20 protein-coding genes are annotated in these 21,642 nt (G+C 73.1%); 16 read left to right on the top strand and 4 right to left on the bottom strand.

The genetic code is table 11. The features are described 5' to 3' along the window. Positions 1-8: 8 nt before the first annotated feature. The gene (locus MET2598_RS0121615; protein WP_018262321.1) at positions 9-212 is read right to left on the bottom strand and encodes a hypothetical protein; all 204 of its coding nucleotides are present in this window, start codon (positions 210-212) and stop codon (positions 9-11) included. A 443-nt stretch (positions 213-655) separates the two neighbouring features. Here MET2598_RS0121615 and MET2598_RS0121610 point away from each other — a divergent pair, with 443 nt between their 5' ends. The 15 genes from MET2598_RS0121610 (at position 656) to MET2598_RS0121535 (ending at position 18,079) form a co-directional block, all read left to right on the top strand. Then, positions 656-1,648 (top strand): Hint domain-containing protein, encoded by a 993-nt coding sequence (locus MET2598_RS0121610; RefSeq protein WP_018262320.1) that lies wholly within the window; start codon positions 656-658, stop codon positions 1,646-1,648. An 11-nt stretch (positions 1,649-1,659) separates the two neighbouring features. Next, the gene (locus MET2598_RS0121605; RefSeq protein WP_018262319.1) at positions 1,660-2,553 is read left to right on the top strand and encodes a class I SAM-dependent methyltransferase; all 894 of its coding nucleotides are present in this window, start codon (positions 1,660-1,662) and stop codon (positions 2,551-2,553) included. Positions 2,554-2,584: 31 nt separating this feature from the next. Further along, positions 2,585-4,411 carry a tetratricopeptide repeat-containing sulfotransferase family protein gene (locus MET2598_RS0121600; protein WP_018262318.1) on the top strand — a complete coding sequence of 609 codons (1,827 nt, stop codon included), beginning with the start codon at positions 2,585-2,587 and terminating at the stop codon, positions 4,409-4,411. A gap of 195 nt (positions 4,412-4,606) precedes the next feature. After that, positions 4,607-5,569: a tonB-system energizer ExbB gene (exbB, locus tag MET2598_RS0121595; protein WP_236728778.1), complete on the top strand. Its 963-nt coding sequence runs from the start codon at positions 4,607-4,609 to the stop codon at positions 5,567-5,569. Positions 5,570-5,573: 4 nt separating this feature from the next. Next, on the top strand, positions 5,574-6,008 hold the full coding sequence (gene exbD, locus MET2598_RS0121590) for a TonB system transport protein ExbD (protein WP_018262316.1): 435 nt from the start codon (positions 5,574-5,576) through the stop codon (positions 6,006-6,008). Beyond that, positions 6,005-6,928, top strand: coding sequence for a TonB family protein (locus MET2598_RS0121585; RefSeq protein WP_018262315.1), 924 nt, complete (start codon positions 6,005-6,007; stop codon positions 6,926-6,928). The genes exbD and MET2598_RS0121585 overlap by 4 nt, the downstream gene beginning before the upstream one ends. A 65-nt stretch (positions 6,929-6,993) precedes the next feature. Beyond that, positions 6,994-7,410, top strand: coding sequence for a hypothetical protein (locus MET2598_RS0121580; RefSeq protein WP_018262314.1), 417 nt, complete (start codon positions 6,994-6,996; stop codon positions 7,408-7,410). Between the two features lie 205 nt (positions 7,411-7,615). After that, positions 7,616-8,695 (top strand): TlpA family protein disulfide reductase, encoded by a 1,080-nt coding sequence (locus MET2598_RS0121575; RefSeq protein WP_330218352.1) that lies wholly within the window; start codon positions 7,616-7,618, stop codon positions 8,693-8,695. 161 nt (positions 8,696-8,856) lie between these two features. Next, the gene (locus MET2598_RS0121570) at positions 8,857-9,960 is read left to right on the top strand and encodes a PLP-dependent cysteine synthase family protein (RefSeq protein WP_036270481.1); all 1,104 of its coding nucleotides are present in this window, start codon (positions 8,857-8,859) and stop codon (positions 9,958-9,960) included. 141 nt (positions 9,961-10,101) lie between these two features. After that, on the top strand, positions 10,102-10,860 hold the full coding sequence (locus tag MET2598_RS0121565) for an STN domain-containing protein (RefSeq protein WP_084673902.1): 759 nt from the start codon (positions 10,102-10,104) through the stop codon (positions 10,858-10,860). A gap of 125 nt (positions 10,861-10,985) precedes the next feature. Next, complete coding sequence (locus MET2598_RS0121560; RefSeq protein ID WP_018262310.1) at positions 10,986-12,722, top strand: TonB-dependent siderophore receptor; 1,737 nt, start codon at positions 10,986-10,988, stop codon at positions 12,720-12,722. A 48-nt stretch (positions 12,723-12,770) separates the two neighbouring features. Beyond that, entirely contained in the window at positions 12,771-14,519 is a 1,749-nt protein-coding gene (locus tag MET2598_RS0121550) for an ABC transporter ATP-binding protein/permease (protein WP_330218365.1), read from the top strand. Continuing rightward, a complete protein-coding gene (locus MET2598_RS37075; protein ID WP_018262307.1) occupies positions 14,516-16,249 on the top strand; it encodes an ABC transporter ATP-binding protein/permease in 1,734 nt (577 codons plus the stop codon). The genes MET2598_RS0121550 and MET2598_RS37075 overlap by 4 nt, the downstream gene beginning before the upstream one ends. 326 nt (positions 16,250-16,575) lie before the next feature. Next, entirely contained in the window at positions 16,576-17,091 is a 516-nt protein-coding gene (locus MET2598_RS0121540) for a sigma-70 family RNA polymerase sigma factor (RefSeq protein ID WP_018262306.1), read from the top strand. A 4-nt stretch (positions 17,092-17,095) separates the two neighbouring features. Then, on the top strand, positions 17,096-18,079 hold the full coding sequence (locus tag MET2598_RS0121535; protein ID WP_036270478.1) for a FecR family protein: 984 nt from the start codon (positions 17,096-17,098) through the stop codon (positions 18,077-18,079). A gap of 402 nt (positions 18,080-18,481) precedes the next feature. Here MET2598_RS0121535 and MET2598_RS0121525 read toward each other — a convergent pair whose 3' ends face one another. Continuing rightward, positions 18,482-18,850 (bottom strand): c-type cytochrome, encoded by a 369-nt coding sequence (locus MET2598_RS0121525; RefSeq protein WP_026190862.1) that lies wholly within the window; start codon positions 18,848-18,850, stop codon positions 18,482-18,484. A 351-nt stretch (positions 18,851-19,201) separates the two neighbouring features. On the opposite strand from MET2598_RS0121525, the gene MET2598_RS0121520 reads away from it, so the two are divergent. Further along, positions 19,202-19,891: a DUF7002 family protein gene (locus tag MET2598_RS0121520; protein WP_012331224.1), complete on the top strand. Its 690-nt coding sequence runs from the start codon at positions 19,202-19,204 to the stop codon at positions 19,889-19,891. Positions 19,892-20,283: 392 nt separating this feature from the next. Here the strand turns inward: MET2598_RS0121520 and MET2598_RS41425 are convergent, their stop codons facing one another. Beyond that, complete coding sequence (locus tag MET2598_RS41425) at positions 20,284-20,766, bottom strand: hypothetical protein (protein ID WP_157182233.1); 483 nt, start codon at positions 20,764-20,766, stop codon at positions 20,284-20,286. A 183-nt stretch (positions 20,767-20,949) separates the two neighbouring features. Beyond that, entirely contained in the window at positions 20,950-21,546 is a 597-nt protein-coding gene (locus MET2598_RS0121510; protein ID WP_026190860.1) for a hypothetical protein, read from the bottom strand. Positions 21,547-21,642: the final 96 nt, after the last annotated feature.

Here is a 21,642-nt window from a genome sequence, read left to right as displayed (position 1 = left end):
GAAGGCACTCAGCGGGCGGCGTGGGCGAAGACCGCGTCGGGGCGCCGGCGCTCGGCCTCGACGGCCGGCCGCGGGTCGTGCGCGTCCAGTTCCACGTGCCGGTCGGTGACGTGCGCCGCCGACTCGCGCACGGTCGCGGCGATGACGCCGGCGCGGTCGACGCCGGTCATGAAGGTGAGTTCGTCGTCCTGCTCCGCCGTGAGACCTGTCATCTCGTGCCCCCGTCCGGACCCCTGCGGGATCTGCCGTTGCGTCACCCTGCGTGTCCAACGAGAGGCGAAAATTCGCAGCGACATGCGGACGCGGCGTGCCGGGCTCCGGGCTCCGCGCCGCGCGCCGGCAATGCGCCGAAAAAAATGCGCGGCATCGGGATGTGAGACTCGGCGCCTCGTCCCACAGACTTGACGAGCGGCAGAAGCGAGGTGCGCGACGATGCCCGGGGGTGAGCGACGACGCGGCGCGAGGCGAATGGCGGCGCCTCCCGGCCGCCGGGGCCGATCGCCGGTGCGGGACGGAGCGGGCGGCTCCAGCACCTCCGGCCTGAGCGAATCGCGGGCGCGCGAACCCCCGGCCCCTCGGGCGTGACGGCCCGGCATCCCGGCCGTGGCACGCCAGGTCCATCACACCATCCCCTTCCTCAACCAGGGTTGTCGCTATGTCTTCCGATCCGAGCCCGGCACAATACTTCTCGCACTGCTATTTCATCTACAAGACCGCGACATCCGATCAATTCACCGTCGGGCGGTACGGAGGAATTACCAAGAACTTCGTCGTCAGGGACACGCCGGATGCCGGCAAGACGGACGACACCACGCAGATCGGCGATGTGCAGAACGACGTCTTCACGGCCGGCGTCGTCGACGGCAGCTCGGCGCCGAGAACCTATTTCGGACAGACCAGCCAGCAGGGCCTGATCGGAACCGCCAAGGGCAAGAAGGGGACGATCTACTTCCTCTACACGAACAACACCTACGACCCCGGCGCCACCGTCCAGGTCGACCACGCCGCCTACCCGCTCTGCTTCGTGACCGGGACGAGGATCCGGACGGCGCGGGGCGACGTCCCGGTGGAGATGTTGGCGGTCGGCGACCGGGCCGTGACCGCCTCGGGGGCGCTGCGCCCCGTCATCTGGATCGGGAAGCGCACCCTCGACGGCCCCGCCCTCTCCCGCGATCAGGCGCCGGTGCGGGTGCGGGCGGGGGCGTTCGGGGCGGGTCTGCCCGCGCGCGACCTCCTGCTCTCGCCCGGCCACCCGGTGCTGGTCGGCGCCGGGGCGGACGGCGAGGGCGGCGTGCTGGTTCCGGTGATGTGCCTGATCAACGGCACCAGCATCGCGCGCGAGCCGGCGGCGCGCGTCACCTACTGGCACGTGGAACTGGACGCGCACGACCTGCTGCTGGCCGAGGGGCTGGCCGCGGAGAGCTACCTCGACCTCGGCAGCCGGCCCTGGTTCGAGGAGGGCTCCGCCAGCGCCCTGCACGATCCGGACCTGGTGCCGGCGGGCGTGCCGGGCCGCTGCCGGCCGGTGGCGACGCGGGGGCCGGCCGTCGAGGCCGAGCGGCGGCGCCTCGACGCGGTCTTCGCCGCCCGCCTCGCCGCCCAGTGCGCCTGGCCGGAGGCCGACGCGGTCGCCCGTCCCGCGGCCTGACGGGAGATCCCATGCGTCCCGGCCTCCTGTCCTTCGACGCCTTCCTGACGCAGCGGGCCGCCGACAGGCGGCTCGCCCGGCTCACCCACGACGTCCCGCTGCCCGAGGCGCGCGGCCTCGAATTCGGCCCCGCGGCCAATCCGATCCCGCTGCCCGCGGGTCTGCGCGTGTCCTACGTCGACCACGCCCTCGACGCCCATGCGGGGCTCCCGGGCCGTGCGCCGATCGACCACGCCTGGGCGGGCTCGGGATCCCTGGCGGAGGTGATCGGGGACGGGGGGTTCGATTTCGCGATCGCCGCGCAGGTGGCGCAGTACGTGCCGAACCTGCTCGGCTGGTTCCGCGGCATCCACGGCGTGCTGCGGCCGGGGGGCGTCCTCAACCTGTCGCTGCCCGACCGGCGCTTCATGTTCGACGCCGGCCGGGCGGACAGCACCCTGGCGGAACTCGTGGAGGCGGACCTCCTCGCCTATACGAGGCCGAGCCCGCGGCAGGTCTTCGCGCATACCTACGAGGCGCGCGCCGCCGAGCCCGCCCGGATCTGGGCGGGCGAGGATCCGGCGCGGGCGCCCCGGCTCTGCGGCGAGGCGGCGCTCGCCCTCGCGCAGGCCAGGGCGGCCGAGGCCCTCGCCGCCGACGCCTACCTGCCGTGCCATTGCTGGGTGTTCGCCCCGCTCTCCTTCCTCGACGCCGTCGAGGGGGCGACGCGGCTCGGCCTGTTCCCGTTCGTGCTGAACCGCCTGGCGATGACCGAGCCGGACGGGTTCGAGTTCTTCGTCTCGATGCGCCGCGACCGGGAAGAGGCGCCGGAGGCGCTGCGCGCCCTGCAGCACGGCGCGATCGACCATCTCCGCCAGATCCTGGAGCGCCAGCGGCGGACGGCGGCGCTCCTGTCCGGCTCCTGATCCCGCCCCGCGCGTCCCGAGAGGCCGAGCCATGAACGCGATGATCCAGGTGCTGTGCGAGTGCGGGAGCGGCCTGACCCCCGGCCGCTGCTGCGCGCTCGAACCCGCGGCCGGGGCGGAGGATCCGCTCGATCCCGGCCTCCGGGAGGAGGCGGACGGGGCCGCCGAGGCGCTCCGGAGCGGCGACCGCGCCGAGGCGGAGCGGGCGAGCCTCGCCGTGCTGGAGCGGGCGCCGCGCCTGCCGGTCGCCCTCGCGACGCTCGGGGAGATCCGGTTCGACGAGGGCAGGAGCCGCGCCGCGACGGCCCTGATGGAGCGGCTCACGGCCGTCGAGCCCTTCTCGGTCTGGCCGATCAACAAGCTGGGGCTGCTGGCGCTGCAGCGCGGCGATGCCGACGCCGCCGAGCGGCACGCCCGCCAGGCGGTCCGCCTCGCGCCCGAGGACCCGCAGGCCCACAACCTGATGGGCATGGCGATGACCGAGGCGCAGCGCCCGGTGATCGGCGAATACCATTGCCGCCGGGCCCTGGACCTGGCCGGCCGGCGGATCCCGCTGGTTCTCGCCAACCTCGCCACCTGCCTCAAGAGCCAGGGCCGCATCCGGGAGGCGCGCGACCTCTACCGCGAGGCGGCCGAGCTTCGGCCCGACAACCGGCAGACCCTGCTGGCCTGGGCGCGCCTGGAGGAGGCCGACCGACGGTTCGACGCCGCCCTCGACCTGCTCGACGCGTTCGAGCGCCTCGGGCCGCCGACCCCCGGCAGCACGCTGGCGCGGGCGATGGTGCTCGGGCGGCAGAACCGGCGCGAGGAGGCGCTGGCGCTGCTCGACGGTGCCGCGCGGACGCGCCCGCTGACGGCGCTCGAACGCCTGGAGCGGGGGCGCCTGCTCGACCGGCTCGGGCGCCACGACGAGGCCTGGGCCGATTTCGAGGCCGGCAAGCGCAGGATGCGCGAGGTCTCCGGGCAGCGCTACCTCGCCGAGGAGGCGGGCGACGAGGCTGCGCGGCTGAAGGCGTTCTTCACGCGCACGCGCCTCGCCCAGCTGCCGCGGGCGGGCGTGCGGGACGACATGCCCCAGCCCCTCTTCATCCTGGGCTTTCCGCGCTCCGGGACGACGCTCGTGGAGCAGACGCTCACCAAGAGCCCGCTGGTGTCGGGCGGCGACGAACTCCCGCTGATCCACGAGATCGCCTGGGCGATGCCGCGCCTCCTCAACAGCCCCTTCGACTATCCGGGCGCCCTGGCGGAATTGTGGATGGCCGATCAGCGCGACGGGCTCGACCGCCTGCGCGACCATTACCTGCAGCGGGCGCGCCAGCTCGGCGCGGTGCGCGAGGGCGCGCGGTTCTTCACCAACAAGATGCCCCTGAACGAGGTCCATCTCGGCCTGATCGCCCTGCTGTTCCCGCGCGCCCCCCTCTTGCACCTGGTCCGGCACCCGCTCGACATCATGGTCTCGGCGATGTCGAACCTGTTCACGCACGGCGCGTTCTGCGGCGCGGAACTCGAAAGCGCGGCCCGGCACCTCGTGCTCTCGGCGGACCTCGTCGCGCATTACCGGGCCGAGATGGACCTGCATTACCTGCCGGTCCGCTACGAGGACATGGTGGACGACCAGGAGGGGACGCTGCGGCGGGTCCTCGACTTCGTCGGGGTTCCGTTCGAGGCCGACATGCTGCGTCAGGAGACCAATCCGCGCTACGCCCGCACCGCGAGCTACGCGCAGGTGACCGAGCCCCTCTATGACCGGTCGCGGTACCGCTACCGGCACTACCTGCGCCAGCTGCAGCCCGTCCTGCCGATCCTCCGGCCCCTGATCGAGCGGCTCGGCTACACGGTCGAGGACGCGGCCCGCTGAGCCGGAATGCCGGGCGGGGGGAGGAGGCCGCGCCGGGTCCGGCGGGGCCCCCGCGCGGCGGTGCGCACGGGCGACCGGGCGGCGCGAAGAAAATTCGCGGCGCGGTGTCGGTTTTCGCGTCTCGCCACACAGACCTTGCGAGGCACCCGTTGATCGACCGAGCGAGGATCGAGCGCGATGACGAGATCGAGAGCCATGGATTCGTCTTCCTCATTGCGGCGCGCGGCGAGGATGTGGGCGCCCGCCATCCTGGTGGCGGCGCTCTGCGGTGCCGGTCCGGTCTTTGGGCAGGACCGGGAACCGGCCCCGTCCGCCGTTGCGGCCCAGCCCGCCGTTGCGGCCCAGCCCGCCCCGGCACCCGCGGCTCCGGAGCCTTCGGCGCCGCGGGCCGTCCCGGAGGCGGTCGCCGCGGCCGTCCCGGAGGTCCCCGCGACCGCGCCGGCGGCGCCCGAGAAGAAGCACCACGACCTCTCCCCCCTGGGCATGTTCCGCAACGCCGACCCGGTCGTGCAGGGGGTGATGGCGCTCCTGGCCGCGGCCTCGGTGGTGACCTGGGCCGTGCTCCTCGTGCGGGGCATCGCCCTCGCCCTCGCCAAGCGTCGCCTGCGCGGCGCCCTCGACATCCTGCGCGACTCCACCAGCCTGGACCAGGCGGCCGAGCGGGTGCGCCGCGGCACCGCCGCCTGGCTCCTGGTCGAGGCCGAGGAGGAGGTCAGCCTCTCGCACGGCCTGCCCGGCGAGGGCATCCGGGAGCGGGTCGTGCTCGCCCTCGAGCGCAGCGAGGCGGCGGCCGCCAAGCGCATGGCGGTCGGCATCGGGCTGCTGGCGACGATCGGCTCGGTCGGCCCCTTCGTCGGCCTGTTCGGCACGGTCTGGGGCATCATGCGCAGCTTCATCGGGATCGCGAATTCCAACACCACGAACCTCGCGGTGGTCGCCCCCGGCATCGCGGAGGCGCTGCTCGCCACCGGGATCGGCCTGGTCGCGGCGATCCCCGCCGTGGTCTTCTACAACGCGCTGACGCGCTCGATCGCCGGCTACCGGGCGCTGACCGCCGATGCCGCCTCGCTCATCCTGCGCCACGTCTCGCGCGACCTCGACCGGCGCGCGGCGGCCGGCTTCGGGGCCAAGCCCGCCATGCGCGTCGCGGCGGAGTAGCGCCGTGGCTGTCCGTCTCGGGTCCCATGACGGCGGCGAGCCCGCCGAGAACGCCGACATCAACATCACGCCGTTCATCGACGTGATCCTCGTCCTGCTCATCATCTTCATGGTGGCGGCCCCGCTCTCGACCGTGGACGTCAAGGTCGACCTCCCGACCTCCGCCGCCCCCCAGCAGCCGCGCCCGGACAAGCCGGTCTTCGTGACCCTGAAGGCCGACCTGACGGTGACCCTCGGCGAGGAGGCCGTGGCCCGGCCGGCGCTCGGCGGCGCCCTCGACGCCGCGACGAAGGCCAACAAGGAGGAGCGCATCTTCCTGCGCGCCGACAAGGGCGTGTCCTACGGCGACGTCATGCAGGTGATGAACCTGCTGCGGGCCGCCGGCTACCTCAAGGTCGGCCTCGTCGGGCTCGAGGACACGGCCGGGGGGCGGCCATGATGCACCTGCCGCCGGATGCCTTCGCGCACGCGGCGCAGGCCCCGCGGCTGCGCCGGGCGGACCTGCGCGAGACCCCGCGTCTCGTCCGGTTCCTCACCTGGGCGACGGCGATCTCCGCCACGCTCGCGCTCCATGTCGGGGCCTACCTGCTGGCCACGGCGCGGGACGCGCCGCCGCCTCCCCCCGCGCAGGCCCCGGCGGCCGTGATGATCAACCTCGCGCCGATCGCCGTCACGGCGCGCTCGGAGGTCGACAACGCGGCCGAGGGGCCTCCGGCCGACGCTCAGAGCGCCTCGGAACCGCCTGCGCCCGAGATGGAACCGCCCCCGCCTCCCCCGGCGCCCGAGCCGATCCTCTCCGTTCCCCCGCCCCCGCCGGAGGTGAAGCCGCAGGCCGTGCTCCCCGAGAAGCCGCCCGAGCCGGTCAAGGCCGAGACGCCGCCCGAGCCGGCCAAGCCCCGGAAGCCGCCCGAGAAGGAGCGGCCGCGCAAGCCCGTCGAGAAGCCGAAACCGGTGGTCCGCAAGGAGAAGCCGGCCGAGACGAGGGAGAAGCCGCGGGCGGCCTCGCGGGCCGGCGGCGGCCCGCGCTCGGACCGGCACACCGCCGAGGTCACGGCGGCGCCCAGCGCCGGCAGCGCGGCCGGCGAGGCGTCGCGGGCGAGCTGGCAGGCCGAGGTGCGGGCGAAGATCGTGCGCGCCAAGCGCTTCCCGGCCGAGGCGCGCGGCCAGACCGGCGTCGCCGTCGTCAGCGTCACTTTCGGACCGGGCGGAAGCGCCTCGGGCGTCCGGCTGGTGGCGTCCTCGGGCAGTGCGGCGCTCGACGCGGAGGCCGTCGCGGTGATGTACCGGGCCGCGCCCTATCCGCCGCCGCCGGGGGGCCGGACCACCACGCTCACCGTGCCGCTCAACTTCCGACGGTGAGCGGGCCGGCTGCGCGCCCGCGGCGCCGCGCGCCGGGGCGGGGATCCACCAGAGAGGGGAGAAGCATGAGACGGAGCATCCTGACGGGCCTGGCGGCGCTCCTGGCGCTGTCGGGCGCCGCGCCGGCCCAGGACGGGCGCGCGCCGGGCGCCGCGGCGAGGACGGCGGCGAGCGGTTCCGCCCGGCTGGGGCTCGGCGGTGCGGCGGCGGCGCAGCGCGACGCGCTCCTGCAATCCGCGCCGGCCGACCCGTCCCAGAGGCCGCCGCGGCCCGCGACCGCGCTCGGGCCGGACATCGTCGCGCCCCTCTTCGCCCCGATTGGGCTGATCGTGTCCCCGGTCACGGAGGGCCTGCACCTCTTCGACGAGGCGGTGGCGCCGCTCGGCGAGGTGCTGAGGCCCGTCACGGGTCCGTCGAATCCCGCGCCCGCCGAGGCGCCCGCCCCGGGCGCGCAGGCGCCCGCCGTGAGCCCGCGCAAGTAAGGCCCGGCGCTCGCCCCGCCTGATCCGGGACCCGCGTGATCAAAGCGGGTCCCGGATCACGAGCCCGCGCGGCGCCTGAGCGCGGCGCCTCAGCGAAGCCGACATCCGCATGGCCGAAATGGGAGATGGCGACGCCATCGACCGGATGTCCGATGACGGCGCGCCGCGGCGGTGCGCTCCCGTTCCCTCCCGCATCGCAGAGACCATGACCATGAACCAGACGGAACTTCTCGTCGGCGATTCGGCGCCGGAGATTCGGGTGACGACCTTCCTGAAGGGCGAGCCGATCACCGCCTTCGCACCCGGCACCGTGCACGTCGTCGAGTTCTGGGCCACCTGGTGCGGTCCGTGCCGGGCGAGCATCCCCCATCTCACCGCCGTCCAGGCGCGCCACCCGGAGGTCGCGGTGCTCGGCGTCGCCGTGGCCTGGACCGAGATCGACCAGGTGGCGTCCTTCGTGCGCGAGCAGGGCGACGGGATCGGCTATCGCATCGCCGTGGATCTGCCCCCCGACGCCGAGGCCCGCCGCGGCTGGATGCGCGCGCGCTGGTGCGACGCCTCCTACCAGCCGGGCATCCCGGCGGCCTTCATCGTCGATCGGGACGGCCGGGTCGCCTGGATCGGGCATCCCCTCGAGATCGACGGGCCGCTCGCCGCCGTGCTGGACGGCAGCTGGGACCTCCCGGCCCGGGCCGCGGAGCACCGGGACTGGCTGCGCCGCGGCAAGGTGCGCGAGCGCCGGGCCCTGGAGGCGGCGGTCTCCGCCCACCTCGCCGCGAAGGATCGGGAGAGCGCCCTCGCGTCCTACGACGCGACCTTCGCGGCCCAGCCCGACCTGGAGCGGAGCCACGGCGTGGGCAAGCTCAAGCTCCTGCTGGCGTCGGGGCATGGCGCCGCGCTCGCTTACGCGCGGCGCCTCGTCGGTGAGGTCTGCGCCGACGACGTCAACAGGCTGTTCGAGATCGGGATGGGCGTGGCGGCGCGGCCGGGCCCGGCCGCGGCGGCCGTCGCCATCGAGGCCCTCGAGGCGGCCGAGCGCAACCTCGGCGAAGCGTCCTCGCCGTCGATCCGGGCGCGGCTGTCGCGCGCCCTCGCCGAGGCGCTGCTGACGGCGGGCCGCCCCGGCGAGGCCGCGGCGCGCGCCCGCCTCGCCGGCGCGGCGGCCCGCGAGGCCGGGGCGGCGGAAGCCGACCTCGCGGCGATCGACGCGCTGGTGTCGCGCTGCGGGGAGATGCCGGCGGAGGTCTGCGCCGACGGGCAGTGCGCGCTGCCGGCGCGGGCCTGAGCGTCCTTCGCCGAAGCGGTCACCGGTTCGGCGGAGACGATGGGGCACAATCAACGACCGAGGGCAGCGTCCGACGGCAACGGGATCGGGCGCTGCTCTCGCACCGCGCGGCCCGGTGCCCGGGCCGAGGGCAGCCGGAACTCAGCGAAGGGGAGACCGCATTGCGCGCGAGCGAAGGAGTAGGGGGCGAGAGGGGCTGGGTCGCGCGGGCCGTGGAGGCGATCGAGGCGGATTTCAACCGCTCCGCCGACACGCATCTCCTGCGCGTGCCGCTGCCGGCCCTCCCGGGCATCAGCCTCTACGTCAAGGACGAATCGACCCACCCGACCGGGAGCCTGAAGCACCGCCTCGCCCGCTCGCTGTTCCTCTACGGCCTGTGCAGCGGCTGGATCGGCCCCGGCACCACGATCGTGGAGGCGTCGAGCGGCTCGACCGCGGTGAGCGAGGCCTATTTCGCGCAACTGATCGGGTTGCCCTTCGTGGCCGTGATCCCGCGCGGCACCTCGGCCGAGAAGGTCGCGCAGATCGCCCGCTACGGCGGGAGCTGCCGCTTCGTCGAGACCCCGGCCGCCGTCTACGCCGAGGCGGAGCGGCTCGCGGCCGAGCTCGGCGGTCACTACATGGACCAGTTCACCTTCGCCGAGCGGGCCACCGACTGGCGGGGCAACAACAACATCGCCGAGGCGGTGTTCGCCCAGATGGCGCGGGAGCCGCAGCCGGTGCCGGCCTGGATCGTCGTCGGGGCCGGCACCGGCGGCACCTCGGCGACGATCGGGCGCTTCATCCGCTACCGGCAGTTCCCGACCCGGATCTGCCTCGCCGATCCCGAGGCCTCGGTGTTCCACCGCCACGTCGCGGATCGGGCCGTGCGGCGGGCGGAGGGCCCGCCCTCCGTGATCGAAGGCATCGGCCGCGGGCGCTGCGAGCCGTCCTTCCTGCCCGACCTGATCGACCGGGCCGAGGCGGTGCCCGACGCCGCCAGCCTCGCCGCCGCGCAGGTGCTCTCGGAGCGGATCGGCCGCTCCTGCGGCGGCTCGACCGGCACCAACCTCTGGGCGGCCGCCCGGATCATCGCCGGCATGGCGCGGGCCGGGGAGACGGGCTCGGTGGTGACGCTGCTCTGCGATTCGGGCGAGCGCTACCGCAGCACCCATCTCGACCCGGCCTGGCGCGCCGCGCGCGGCCTCTCGCTCGAAAGCCATCGGGCGGCCATCGAGGCCTTCTTCGCCCGCGGCGTCGCGCCCGACGCGGCGCTGGCGGCCTGAGCCGGTTCCCTCTCCGGCCCGCGCGCGGCCGCCCGCGCGATCCTGCGGCCGCCGCGCCACATCACGAACAATCGGCCCGTCGCCGTAGGCATTCTTCCCCAGAGTTAGACAGGGGAATGAAAGCTGATTTCGGGGGCCTTCATGGTGAGAATGCGGGGCGGATCGGCCCATCTCGCGGGTGCGGCGGCGGTTCTGGCTCTGATCATGGCCGCCGCGCCGGCGCGGGCCGGGCTGGATACGCCGATCGAGGTCGATCTGCCGGCGGGCGCTCTCGCCACGACGCTGCTCGCGATCTCGCGACAGGGTCAGGTGGTGATCACCTTCGCGCCCGAACTCGTCTCGGGGCGGCGGGCCGGCCTGCTCCGGGGCCAGGTCACGGTCCGCGAGGCGCTGCAGCGCGCCCTCGCCGGCACCGGCCTGCGCCTCGCCCAAGCCGCGGACGGGAGCGTCAGCCTGGTGCGCGACGTCTCCAGCACCTCCGCCACCGCGCCGGCCGGCGACCTCGCGACGATCGACGTGACCGACGAGGGCGGGGCGTCGCGCTTCGGCGATGCCGGGTTCCAGGCGGGCGACGCGGGCACCGCGGCGAGGCTCCCCGGCGCCACGGCCCGGGAGATCCCCCTCGCGATCTCCACCGTGACGCAGGACGTGATCCGCTCGCAGGTGATCACCAGCGCGACCGATGCGGTGCAGAACGTCGCCGGCGTCACGATCGGGACCGGCGACTCGAACCTGCCGACCTTCACGATCCGCGGCTTCAAGACGACCGGCACCTCGGTGAACGGCCAGCGCGCCACCGGCTTCGGCAATGACGGCTTCGGCCACAGGCTGTGTGAAAACTCGGACGCACCTCCGAATTTTAGAACAATCTTCTGCGCAGCCACCGTTCAGGTGCCATGAGCGGCAGCAGAGATGCCGTCAGGATGCCTATACTGGCGCTCCCCAGGGTGGGCGAGGGAAAATCCTTCTACAGCCCCTGCGTTTTCACACAGGCTCGCCAGATTCCGATCGCGGATATCGAGCGCGTGGAGGTGCTGAAGGGGCCCAGCGCGATCCTGTCGGGCGTGAGCACGCTCGGAGGCGGGACCGTCAACCTGACGACGAAGCAGCCGACCAGCACGGTGATCCGCGACCTGACCGCCCGCTACGGCTCCTTCGGCGACAAGATGCTCGCCGTCGATCTCGGCGGACCGCTGGCCGGGACCGAGGGCCTGACCTACCGCTTCAACCTCGCGGGGACGCTCACGGACGAGAACTACGCGGGGTACCGCAATGCGAGCGAGTACCTCGTCTCCCCGGTCGTGAAGTGGGAGGGAGAGGGCACCAGCCTCCTGGCCGGCCTGCGCTTCTTCGATCAGACCCGTCTGCCCGTCCAGTACACCTTCGCTGCGCGAAACCCGAGCGATTTCAACCCGCTGCATCCGCTCCTGCGGATCCCGCGCGGGGTGATGCAGGTCAACCCGAACCTGCATTACCACGACACGACCACGACGCTCTACTCCGAGCAATCTCACGATTTCGGAGACATACTGGGCCTGAACGTCGTTCTGAACAACAAGGTGCGCTACGAGATCTCGTACGACGACATCAACGGCTATTCCTGGCTCGGGACGACGAGGCGCGGCGCACCGGCCGGAAGCTGGCAGGCCCGGCAGACGATGCTTCGGTACGACTACGCGCGGTTGATCGACCAGGCGGACCTGACGCTCACCTACGATGCCGGCTTTGCCCGGCAAGTGTCGAAATTCGGCATCGACTACACGTCCTTCGCCATGAACGCGAGCACGAACTACAGCTCGCCCTTCAGCATCAATCCGCTGACCGGGCTGCCGACCCAGCCGCTCTACCGGGTTCCGAACGGTCCGGCCACCAACTACGACGGCACCCGCGGCACCGGTATCGGCTATTACTACACCGAGAAGTTCGACACGCTCGACAACCGCCTCCACATCTTCGGGCAGGTGAGGTACGACGATCTCGATTCGATCGCCCGCAGCGGCATCGGGCGCATCAAGCCGTCCGTCGATTACCCGACGGACGGCCTGTCGTGGACGGCCGGAGCCGCCTTCGACGTGACGCCGTACTTCACGGCCTACGGGAACCGCTCGGTCGGCATCGTTCCGCAGAACAGCATCAACAGCCTGACCGGGAAGCCGACCCCGCCGATGGGAGTGGACCAGTTCGAGTTCGGCGGCCGCTTCTACCTGTTCGACAAGAAGCTCACGGTCACGGCGGATTACTTCGACCTCGCCGCGACCAACGTCGCGGTCTGCGACGCCATCCGCGGCTGCAACTTCGTCGAACTCGTGGGCGGCCAGAACAGCAAGGGCTTCGAGTTCGAGATGCAGGGCGAGGTGCTGCCCGGCCTGAACCTGATCGGGGCCTTCTCGTCGATCAAGGCGAAGAACGTGAGCACGCAGGTCGCCAGCGCGATGAATGCGATCCCGCAATACACGGCCAGTCTCTGGGTCGCCTACACCGTCCAGGACGGCCCCTTGCGGGGGCTCACGGTCGGGCTCGGCGCGCGCGGCACTTCCGACAGCCTGACGTCCGCCTCCCTCAACGACCCCACGAAGCTGAAGATTCCCGGCTACGTCGTCGCCGATGCGATGATCGGATACACCATGGATCGCTTCTCCGTACAGTTGAAGGTCAACAACATCTTCAACAAATACGCATATATGCCGAGTTATGCGACAAGCTACGTCGGTATCGTGCAGGGAAGGGCATTCCTGCTGCAGGCGAAATACTCGTTCGATTGAGGAGTCGAGGGCGGTGCGGGGCCCGGTCTCACGAATGCGCTTTCCCTTCTGCCTCAGAGCCGGGCCCGGGACGGACCGGCGCGACGACCGGATCGACGGCCAGCTGCTGCGGCGGATCGTGCGGCTGACCGTTCCGTACTGGCGCCGCCGCCGCGCCTGGCCGGCCTGGCTTGGCCTGGGGCTGCTCCTGGCGCACGGCGTCGTGTTCTCGGTCCTGGCCGTGCGCGCGGCCGGCGCGCTGAAGGCGCTCACCGACGCGCTCGTCGCGAGGAACTCGCGGCCTTCGAGGCGGCGCTCGCCGCGCTCCTGCTCCTCAGCGCCGGCAAGGTCCTGCTTCCCCAGATCCGCTTCGTCGTCGACGGCCTCGTCGAGGCGGATTGGCGCCGCTGGCTGACGGGCCACATCGTCGGCCAGTACCTCGCCCGGCGCACCTATTACGAGATCGGCCTGCGCGGCGACCTCGACGCGCCCGACCAGCGCATCGCCGAGAGCATCGCCCCCTTCATCGAACTCGTGATCCAGATCGCCCAGTGGGTGGTCGGGGTGGCCTCCCGGCTGGCCGCGGCCTTCGTCGTGCTGGTCGCCCTGGACGAGCGCTTCCTCCTGGCGGTGCCGCTGCTCGGGTTCGCGCAGCTGGCCGCCGCGTACGGGGTGGCCCCGCTCCTCATCCGCCGGCACGTGGCCTGGCAGACCGCCGAGGGAGCCCTGCGCGGCGACCTGATGCGGATCCGCGACTGCGCCGAGGAGATCGCCTTCTACGGGGGCGAGGCCGCCGAGGGGCGCACCGTCCTGGCGCGGACGGGCGAGGCGGCCGCGCGGCACTTCCGCCAGGAGCGCGCGGGGGCCCTGGTCTCCCTCGGCGTGGACGGTGCCTTCACGCTCGCCTGGACCCTGCTGCCCTACCTCCTCCTCGGCGAGCGCGTGGCGGCGGGCGCGATGAGCTACGGCGCCCTCGCGCAGGCCGCCGCCGTCACCGTGATGATGCGGGACGTCGTCCAGACCCTGGCGCTGATCCTGTCGAGCCTGGGCACCCTGGCGACCCGGGTGGTGCGGCTCGCGCCGCTCCAGGAGCGGTTCGACGCCCTGGGCCGCGAGCCCGACGACCGCCCGCGCATCGCCGCGGCCCGGTACGGGGACGCGCTGAGGATCGAGGCGCTGTCGCTCTCGACGCCGGACGGGGCCCGGCAGCTCGTGCGCGACCTCGACGTCGCGCTGCAAGCCGGCGACAGCCTCGTGGTCGTGGGCGAGACCGGGATCGGCAAGAGTTCGCTGCTGCGCGCCGTGGCGGGGCTTTGGACCCGCGGCGGGGGCCGCGTCGTGCTGCCGGCATCGGGCGCGATCCTGTTCCTGCCCCAGCGGCCCTACCTCACCCGGGAGACCCTGCGCGCGCAACTGCTCTATCCGGGCTCGGCCGATCCGGGCGACGCGGCGCTGCTGGCGATCCTGGACGCGGTGCGCCTGCCCCAGCTCGGGGCGCTCGGCCTCGCCGCGGTGCGGGACTGGCCGCAAGTCCTCTCCGGCGGCGAGCAGCAGCGCCTCGCCTTCGCGCGCGTCCTGGTCGCGCGGCCCGTGCTGGTCTTCCTCGACGAGGCGACGAGCGCCCGCGACGCGCCGACCGAGCGCCACCTCTACGACCTCCTCGGCCGGAGCGGCGCCACCTACGTGATCGTCGCCCACCGCCCCGCCCTCGTCGCGCACCACGCGCGGGTGCTCACCCTGCTGGCCGGGGGCCGCTGGACGCTCGAAACCGTGGCGCCGCGCATGATCCTCGCGGACCGCGCCGGGGCGGCGACATGAGCGCCGGAATCGAGGAGGCCGCCTCCCTGCGCAGGTCGGATTTCCGGATCGACCTGCGCCTCGCCCGGCGCCTCGCGCGCCTCTTCGTCCCGTTCTGGACCCGCGCGGCGGCGTGGCCCTACTGGATCGGCATGGCCTTGATCCTCGCGGAGACGGCCCTGACGACCGCCCTCGCCCTCCGATCCTCCTTCGCCCTGAAGGACATGACCAACGGGCTCGTCAACCGCGACGGCGCGCTGTTCCGGGACGGCTTCCTCGCCTACGCGCTCCTCTTCGCCGTCGCGCACGCGCTGCCCGGCCTCGCCGGGATCCTCGGCGCCTGGATCACCCGGGCGTGGCGGATCTGGCTGACGACGCGGGTCCTCGGCCGCTACCTCGGCGGGCGCGTCTACTACGACATCGCCCGGGGCGGGGCGCTCGACAATCCCGACCAGCGCATCCAGGACAGCCTGTCGACGGTCGTCGCCCAGTTCCTCCGCCTGCCCGCGGTCGTGCTGGGGGCGCTCGGCGGCGTGGCGGCGGGAAGCGCCGTGCTGGGAGGGATCGACGGGTCGCTGGCGGCGGCCGTGGCGGCGCTGAGCCTCGCGCAGGCCGTCGCCACCTATCTCGGCTACGTGCCCCTGGTGCGCCTGCGCTACCTCGCGGCCGCGGCCGCCGGCGACCTGCGCCACGGGCTCGCGCGGATCGGCGCCCACGCGGAGGCGATCGCCTTCCACGGCGGGGAGGCGGCCGAACGGGTCCGGATCGCCGCCGCCGTGGACGCGGCGGTGCGCCGCGACCTCGCCGTCACGCTGTTCCGGCGCCTCGTCACCGACGTGCCGCCGCTCGCCTTCGGCCTGGTCTGGCTGGTCCTCCCCTACCTGATCCTCGCCCCGCGGCTGTTTGCCGGGGAGATCGACGTCGGCACCCTGACCCAGGGCATGGCGGTCGCGACCTCGGTCGCCGGCGCCACCGGCGCCCTGCTCGGCGTGCTGGCCCCGCTGTCCGGCGTCGCCCCCCACGCCGTCCGCGTCGCCCAGCTCGTCGAGCACGCCGACGCGCTCGCCGCCCGGGCGGAAGGCCCGGAGGGGCGGATCGCGCGGGAGCACGACCCCGACCGCGTCGCGTTCGACGACCTCCGCCTGGAGACGCCGGGCGGCGAGCGGCGCCTCGTGCAGCACCTGACGCTGACGCTCGGTCCCGGCGAGTCGCTGCTGATCGCCGGCGAGACCGGCATCGGCAAGAGTTCGCTCCTGCGCGCCATGGCGGGTCTGTGGACGCGCGGCGGCGGCCGCGTCACCCTGCCGAGCGCCGAGGAATGCCTCTTCCTTCCGCAGCGTCCCTACGTGACGGCGGCGGATCTGCGCGCGCAGCTCCTCTACCCGCGCGGGCGCGACGTGCCGGACGCGGACCTGCTCGCCGCCCTCGCCGCCGTCCGGCTGCCCGACCTCGCGGCGGATCACGGCGGCCTTGGCGCCGAGAAGGATTGGGGGCGGATCCTCTCGCTCGGGGAGCAGCAGCGGCTGGCCTTCGCCCGGATCCTGATCACCCGGCCGCGGCTCGTGCTCCTCGACGAGGCGACGAGCGCCGTCGACCTCGCGACGGAGGAGCACCTCTACCGCCTGCTCGCCGCGACGGGGGTGCGATTCGTCAGCGTCGGCCACCGCGCCGGCCTCGCGGCGCATCACGGCCGGGTGCTCACCCTCCTGGCCGGCGGCGGCTGGACCTTGTCCACGCCCGGACCGTGCTGACCGCCATGCGCTCTTACGCCGCAGCGCCGAGCGCATCCCCGGACGGGGTCGGAAGCCGCCTTCCGAAAAGGCATTTCCATCCCCGGGCGGAGCCCGCCAGGGAAGCAGATTGCCCAAACGGCAGCCCAATGCACGCAAGGCGGGTTGGGCTCCGTCAGATTCATTCGAAAGTTTACATTCCCGAGAGGAAGGAGAACTATAGACTCTATTGGCATGCCTGCTGCATGTTAGTCGCCACCAGAAGCACTGCAATCGGGTGGGTCGCATCAACTCCACAATGGGGCGGACCACCTCGTATTGACAGAGATGAAGCGCGGGGCATCGGGATGGCGGGCGTTGTGAGCGGGCAGAATACCCGTTTGGTCGAAGTATTGTTCAGGGAGCATTCGCCCTGGCTGACCTCCTGGCTATCGCGGCAATCCTGGACGGTGCAGGCACCGGAGGACATCGTCTCCGACGTCTTCGTGTCCCTGATGGCGCTGCCGAACGTGGCGAGCGTGCGCGAGCCGCGCGCCATGATGACCACGATCGCCAAGCGCATCATCTTCGAGGCGCGGCGGCGCAAGCGGCTTCAGATCGCCTACGAGGACGCGCTCGCCGCCATGCCCGAGGCGCTGGACGTCTCGCCCGAGGAGAGGCTCATCCTCGTGCAGGCCTTGCAGAAGATCGACGCAGTGCTGGCGAAATTGTCGCCGCGGGCGCGCACGGCGTTCCTTCTGAGCCAGATCGATGGTATGTCGAACCGTGAGATCGCCAAGGAACTCAACGTCTCGATGAGTGCGGTCAGCAAGTACATGACGCAGGGTTTCTCGGCTGTCTACAGCGCCAGGATGGAAAGTTGAGGCGATGAATCCTGCTCGCTCACGACAACCGGACGACGACGAGAATGGGATAGACGAGAGCGGCCGGGCCGCGATCAAATGGATGGTCGCCATGACCTCCGGTGGCTTGAGCGAGCGCCAGCGGCGGGATTTCGAGGTCTGGTACGGCGCCAGCCCGGCCAATGCCGAGGCCTGGGGACGCATGGCCGGGAATCTGCAACCCTTCGGGATCGTCGCGCGCTCCGGGCTGCCGCGGGGCACGGTGGCGCGGATGGGGGCGCCGCCGCGGCGCGACCGTCGGAACGTCGTGGCGGGGCTGACGGCCCTCGCCGCCGGCGGCGCGGTCGCCCTGGAACGCTTCGTGCCCCTGGAAGACCTGCTCACCGACCGCTTCACCCGGACGGCGGCCCACGCGCGCTTCCGTCTCGGGCAGGATGCCGAGGTCGTGATGGCGCCCCGCTCGGCGCTCAACCTGGGAGCCGCTGCCGAGACGCGGGCGCTGAGCTTCCTGCGGGGCAAGATCCTGCTCGACATCCAGCCGCGCGACGCGCGGCCCTTCGTGGTGGAGGCCGGCCCGTTCCGGATCGAGGCGCTCGCCGGCGCCTTCGTGATCGAGCGGGCCGCCGGGGCGTTCCGCTTCGCGAGCCTGCGCGGCGACGGCACGCTGTGGGGCGAGGACCACCGGAGATTCTCCGTCGCGTCGGGCGAGCGCATCACCGTCGCCGAGGGCGAGGTGCGCCGGAGCGCGGTCGACGCCGATGCGGCCTCGTCCTGGACGTCCGGCTTCGCGGTCCTGCGCGAGGAGACCGTCGCGGCCATCGTCGACGAGATCCGGCCCTACTTCGCCGGGATCATCCGGCTTCACCCGGACGCGGCGTTGCGGCGCGCGACGGGCGTGTTCAACCTGTTCGAGCCGGTCGCCTCGCTGGGCAATCTCGCCCGCGCGGTGAACCTGACCCTGACCCGCACCGCCGGCTTCTGGATCGCGCTCGAGCCGCGCCGCGCCTGAGGCCGGCGAGACTTGGCCGCGGGGATGCGCCGCCGGCCGCGGAGCGGCCTCGAATCACTTGGTGTGCGGGTCGGCGTCCGAGGTCGCGGCGCGGGCGGCATTCTGCTCCGCGAGGCGACGGTCCAGTTCGCGCAGGACGCGGCACCGGGCGACGGCTTCGACTGAGCGCTTCATGACAGCCTCCTCCTCTCGTCTGCCTCCCGTAGCACCTTGCAGCCCCTTCGCGTGTGTCACGCAACACCGGGCCGCCCGCGGGGTTCCAAGCCGCGGGTTCCAAGCCGCGGGGTTCCAAGCGCACCGACGCGGCCCCGGCGAGGGGCGACCCGCCCGACCCGCGAAGCGGCTCGCAGAGGCCGAAGCGACATGCGCGAGCCGCCGGACGTCGAAGAACGCGACGGCGAATTACTGGGTGTGCTGCTTCAAATAGGCAATCACGTCATCGACCTTCTTGTCGTCCGGGTAGCCGGCGAAGATCATCTTCGTTCCAGGGACTTTCGCCTTGGGGTTCTTCAGCCATTCGTGCAGATTGGCCTCATCCCAGGTAATGCCTGAGCCTTTCAAAGCCGCCGAGTAACTGTATCCCTCGACGGATGCCGACTTGCGCCCGACGACGCTGGTCAGGTTGGGGCCGACACCGTTTTTTCCGAATGCGTGGCAGGCTTTGCATGTTGCGAATGCCTTCTCGCCGGCAGCCGGGTCGCCGCTCCCCTGCGCGTGTCCCGATGTGCACAGCGCCGCGAGCACGGCTGCACTTGCCAATACAATTCGCATGGCGTTCCTCCTGCTTCAGGCCCCGGTCCAGAAGCTGTGGCGGCCGCGGCCCAGGTCCAGGCGTGGCGGCGGGATGCGACGATTTGGCCAGGGATTAATTTTGGGCGTCCGGTTTCGGAGGGCCTCCCCGAGGATGACGGGGCCGGCCGTCCTCCGGCGGCGCCCCGCCCGGTTCCTCCCGCCCACGCCGCGCTCCGCACCGGCGCTCGGCGCCTGACCGCGTCGCGCGCGGGATCCGGCCCCGCGCCGGGCCGTTATCGGCCCGCCCGCGCAGGGTGCGGTCCGATCCCGCGCGGGGCGGCGCTCACCGTGCGGCCAGGGGAAGCGCCAGGGGAAGCGAGGGAATCCGAGGTGACGGAGGACGAACTCGTCCGGATCTACCCGCGATTGTGGCACATGGCGGAGGACGGGGCCTGGCCCTCGATCCGGGCGCAGGGCCTCCTCAGCACATCCGCGCTGCTCGACCGCTACGGCCTGTCGGGGCCTGCGCGCGACGCGCTCGAGGCCCGCCGTCGCCCGCAGGGGACGAGGATCGCGCGCGCGGGCCTGCCCGACGCGGTCGTGCGCGACCAGAAGCCGATGTCGGATGCGGCCCTGCGGCGCTGCCTGGACGACGGCCTCGGTCCCGCGGACTGGTACCGCATCCTCAACGACAAGGCGTTCTTCTGGCTCTCACGCAGGCGTCTGCGCCACCTGCTCGATGCGAGGGCCTATCGGGGACGGCCGCAGACGGTCCTGACGCTCTGCACGCGCAGCCTCGTCGCGGCCCACCGGGACCGGATCCTGCTCAGCCCCATCAACAGCGGCGCGGCCTTCATGAGGCCCGTGCGGCGCGGGCGGGGCACGTTCATGCGGATCGCCGCCTACCCCTACGCCGAGCGGCGGGCGACCCGCTCCCGGGACGACGCGCTGGTCGAACTGACCGTCGCCGGAGGGGTTCCGGACGTCGCGGACCACGTGCTGGCCGTCCACCGCCTCGCGGACGGCGCGGCCGCCGAGATCTGGCGCTCGCCGCGCGCGGCGCCCGACGACGGGCCGTGACGGGGCGGCCGGCGCCGCGCGCCCTCCCCCCCGGCAGGCCCCGCGCCCGTCCGCTTCCGGCGAGGCGCTCAGGATGCGCGGGGGCGCGTCGCGCCGCTCCGGCGGCCCGCATCGGGGCTGCGGTCACGGGGCGGGCCTCGCCCTCCGTCCGCCCGTGCCGCCGCCACACGAACCGGCACAGCACCGCGACCGGTGCGCCGATCCAGGATGTCCCCACGAAGGACCACGTGAAATCCAGGGACTCGATGACGCAGCCGGACATCCCGGCCAGCCGAACGTGTCGGCGAGGGAGAGGGCGCCCGCCCCGGCCGCGAAGGGTCCGAGGCGCCAGCCGATCTCGGCCCAGGACGACATCAGAGGACGACATCAGAGGACGACATCAGAGGACGACATCAGGGAGTGCCGCGCGGCGGGCGCGACGGTGATGCGCCACCCGCCGATGACGACGTCCTGCCGGGCCCCGCGAAGCCGGGCGCCAGGGGGAAGACCGCCGTCCAGGCCAGGCCATGCGCCGGGTCGCCGAACGCGACGCCGGCGAGCGTGAGCATGACGCCGCTCTGCGAGGCGATGATCCGGCCGCGCCGCCGCCCCGGCCAGCGGCCGAGCAGCGGCGCGTCGCACTGATCGAGGAAGGGCGCCCAGACGAACTTGACCTTGTCGGCCAGGGTCGGCTCGCTCATCAGCCCGGGCGTGCCGAGGGGAACCTCGCCTCGGACAGCCACGCCGGCTGAGCAGAATTGCATGGCGCAATTCTGCTTAGACTCTTGTTTTCGCATCATTTCTGCCGCCAAACCGGTGACCGCTTCGGCGAATGATGCTGAGGTCCCGTAGACCAGCAGGAAGGGGATGCCGGAGCCGAAGCCGAGGCCCGGCATGGCCGCGACGCCGCGGTCCGTGAGCAGGTGGCGACGAGAGGGGCGCGTCCGGGCGCCGCCCGATCCGGAACCGCCGTGCATTCTGGTGCCGAGCCTCGCCCTGCCTCCGCCTGCGCGGGCGGTGCCGGCTCCAGCCGGCGGGGCCCGGACCTGCGCCGCGCCCTCCCCCGGGCCGTCCGCGGGTCAGCGGCAGGTGCGGTCGAGCGTGAAGCCGCGCGGACCGCTGAACCCGGCGAAGCGGCAGCCGCCGAAGCTGCCCTCGAAGCCGTAATCGTTCTTCCCGGCCTTCCAGGTCGCGCCGCGGCCGCCGTTCCAGCTGGCGGTCCGGTAGCCGGCGGGGCGGCCCTCCGGCGCCGCGCGCTCCGCCCGCCGCGGCGGCGCGATTTGGGCGGGCTCCGGCCGGACGGCCGGCGCCTCGGTCGCGGCGGGGGCCTGCACGGCCGAGGCCGGGCTGATCCGCGCCACGCGCTCGGGTTGGGGCGCGCCGGCCGGAGCCGCGACGTAGCCGCCCTGGCTCGGCGCGTCGGACCGGGGCAGGTCGATGACGCGCGGCGCGGGCCTGCCGCTCTCCGGCTGCGGGTCCGCATCCGTCTGCGTCACGGGGGAGAAGGTCCTCACCTCGGCGTGGCGGATCGCGGGACGCACCGGCTTCTCCGCGGCGGGCGCGGCCTGGCTTCCGGGCGACGGGGGAAACTCGGTGGACGGCTGCGTGGACAGGCCGGCATGGGCGACGGTGGCCAGCCCGAGGGTCAGGGCCGCGGCGGCTGCAAGCTTGATCATCGTGAACTCCTCGATCCGCGACGGGCGCCTCGCCCTCCAGGTCGGGGGTGTCGTCGCATGCGCGGCAGCGGAGCGGCGTGCTCGGACGCACCCGCC

The organism is Methylobacterium sp. WSM2598 (assembly GCF_000379105.1).
In the GTDB taxonomy this organism is placed as follows: Bacteria; Pseudomonadota; Alphaproteobacteria; order Rhizobiales; family Beijerinckiaceae; genus Methylobacterium.
Note: the sequence above shows the minus strand (reverse complement) of the source record. Positions and strands in the feature narration are given on the sequence as shown.

Coding starts and splice junctions, on each gene's coding strand:
- MET2598_RS37075 (WP_018262307.1), top strand. CDS start 14,516: ATGAGCGCCGGAATCGAGGAGGCCGCCTCCCTGCGCAGGTCGGATTTC.
- MET2598_RS0121580 (WP_018262314.1), top strand. CDS start 6,994: ATGAGACGGAGCATCCTGACGGGCCTGGCGGCGCTCCTGGCGCTGTCG.
- MET2598_RS0121565 (WP_084673902.1), top strand. CDS start 10,102: ATGGTGAGAATGCGGGGCGGATCGGCCCATCTCGCGGGTGCGGCGGCG.
- MET2598_RS0121540 (WP_018262306.1), top strand. CDS start 16,576: ATGGCGGGCGTTGTGAGCGGGCAGAATACCCGTTTGGTCGAAGTATTG.
- MET2598_RS0121525 (WP_026190862.1), bottom strand. CDS start 18,850: ATGCGAATTGTATTGGCAAGTGCAGCCGTGCTCGCGGCGCTGTGCACA.
- MET2598_RS0121575 (WP_330218352.1), top strand. CDS start 7,616: ATGACCATGAACCAGACGGAACTTCTCGTCGGCGATTCGGCGCCGGAG.
- MET2598_RS0121535 (WP_036270478.1), top strand. CDS start 17,096: ATGAATCCTGCTCGCTCACGACAACCGGACGACGACGAGAATGGGATA.
- MET2598_RS41425 (WP_157182233.1), bottom strand. CDS start 20,766: ATGCCGGGCCTCGGCTTCGGCTCCGGCATCCCCTTCCTGCTGGTCTAC.
- MET2598_RS0121605 (WP_018262319.1), top strand. CDS start 1,660: ATGCGTCCCGGCCTCCTGTCCTTCGACGCCTTCCTGACGCAGCGGGCC.
- MET2598_RS0121600 (WP_018262318.1), top strand. CDS start 2,585: ATGAACGCGATGATCCAGGTGCTGTGCGAGTGCGGGAGCGGCCTGACC.
- exbB (WP_236728778.1), top strand. CDS start 4,607: ATGGATTCGTCTTCCTCATTGCGGCGCGCGGCGAGGATGTGGGCGCCC.
- MET2598_RS0121585 (WP_018262315.1), top strand. CDS start 6,005: ATGATGCACCTGCCGCCGGATGCCTTCGCGCACGCGGCGCAGGCCCCG.
- MET2598_RS0121510 (WP_026190860.1), bottom strand. CDS start 21,546: ATGATCAAGCTTGCAGCCGCCGCGGCCCTGACCCTCGGGCTGGCCACC.
- MET2598_RS0121615 (WP_018262321.1), bottom strand. CDS start 212: ATGACAGGTCTCACGGCGGAGCAGGACGACGAACTCACCTTCATGACC.
- MET2598_RS0121610 (WP_018262320.1), top strand. CDS start 656: ATGTCTTCCGATCCGAGCCCGGCACAATACTTCTCGCACTGCTATTTC.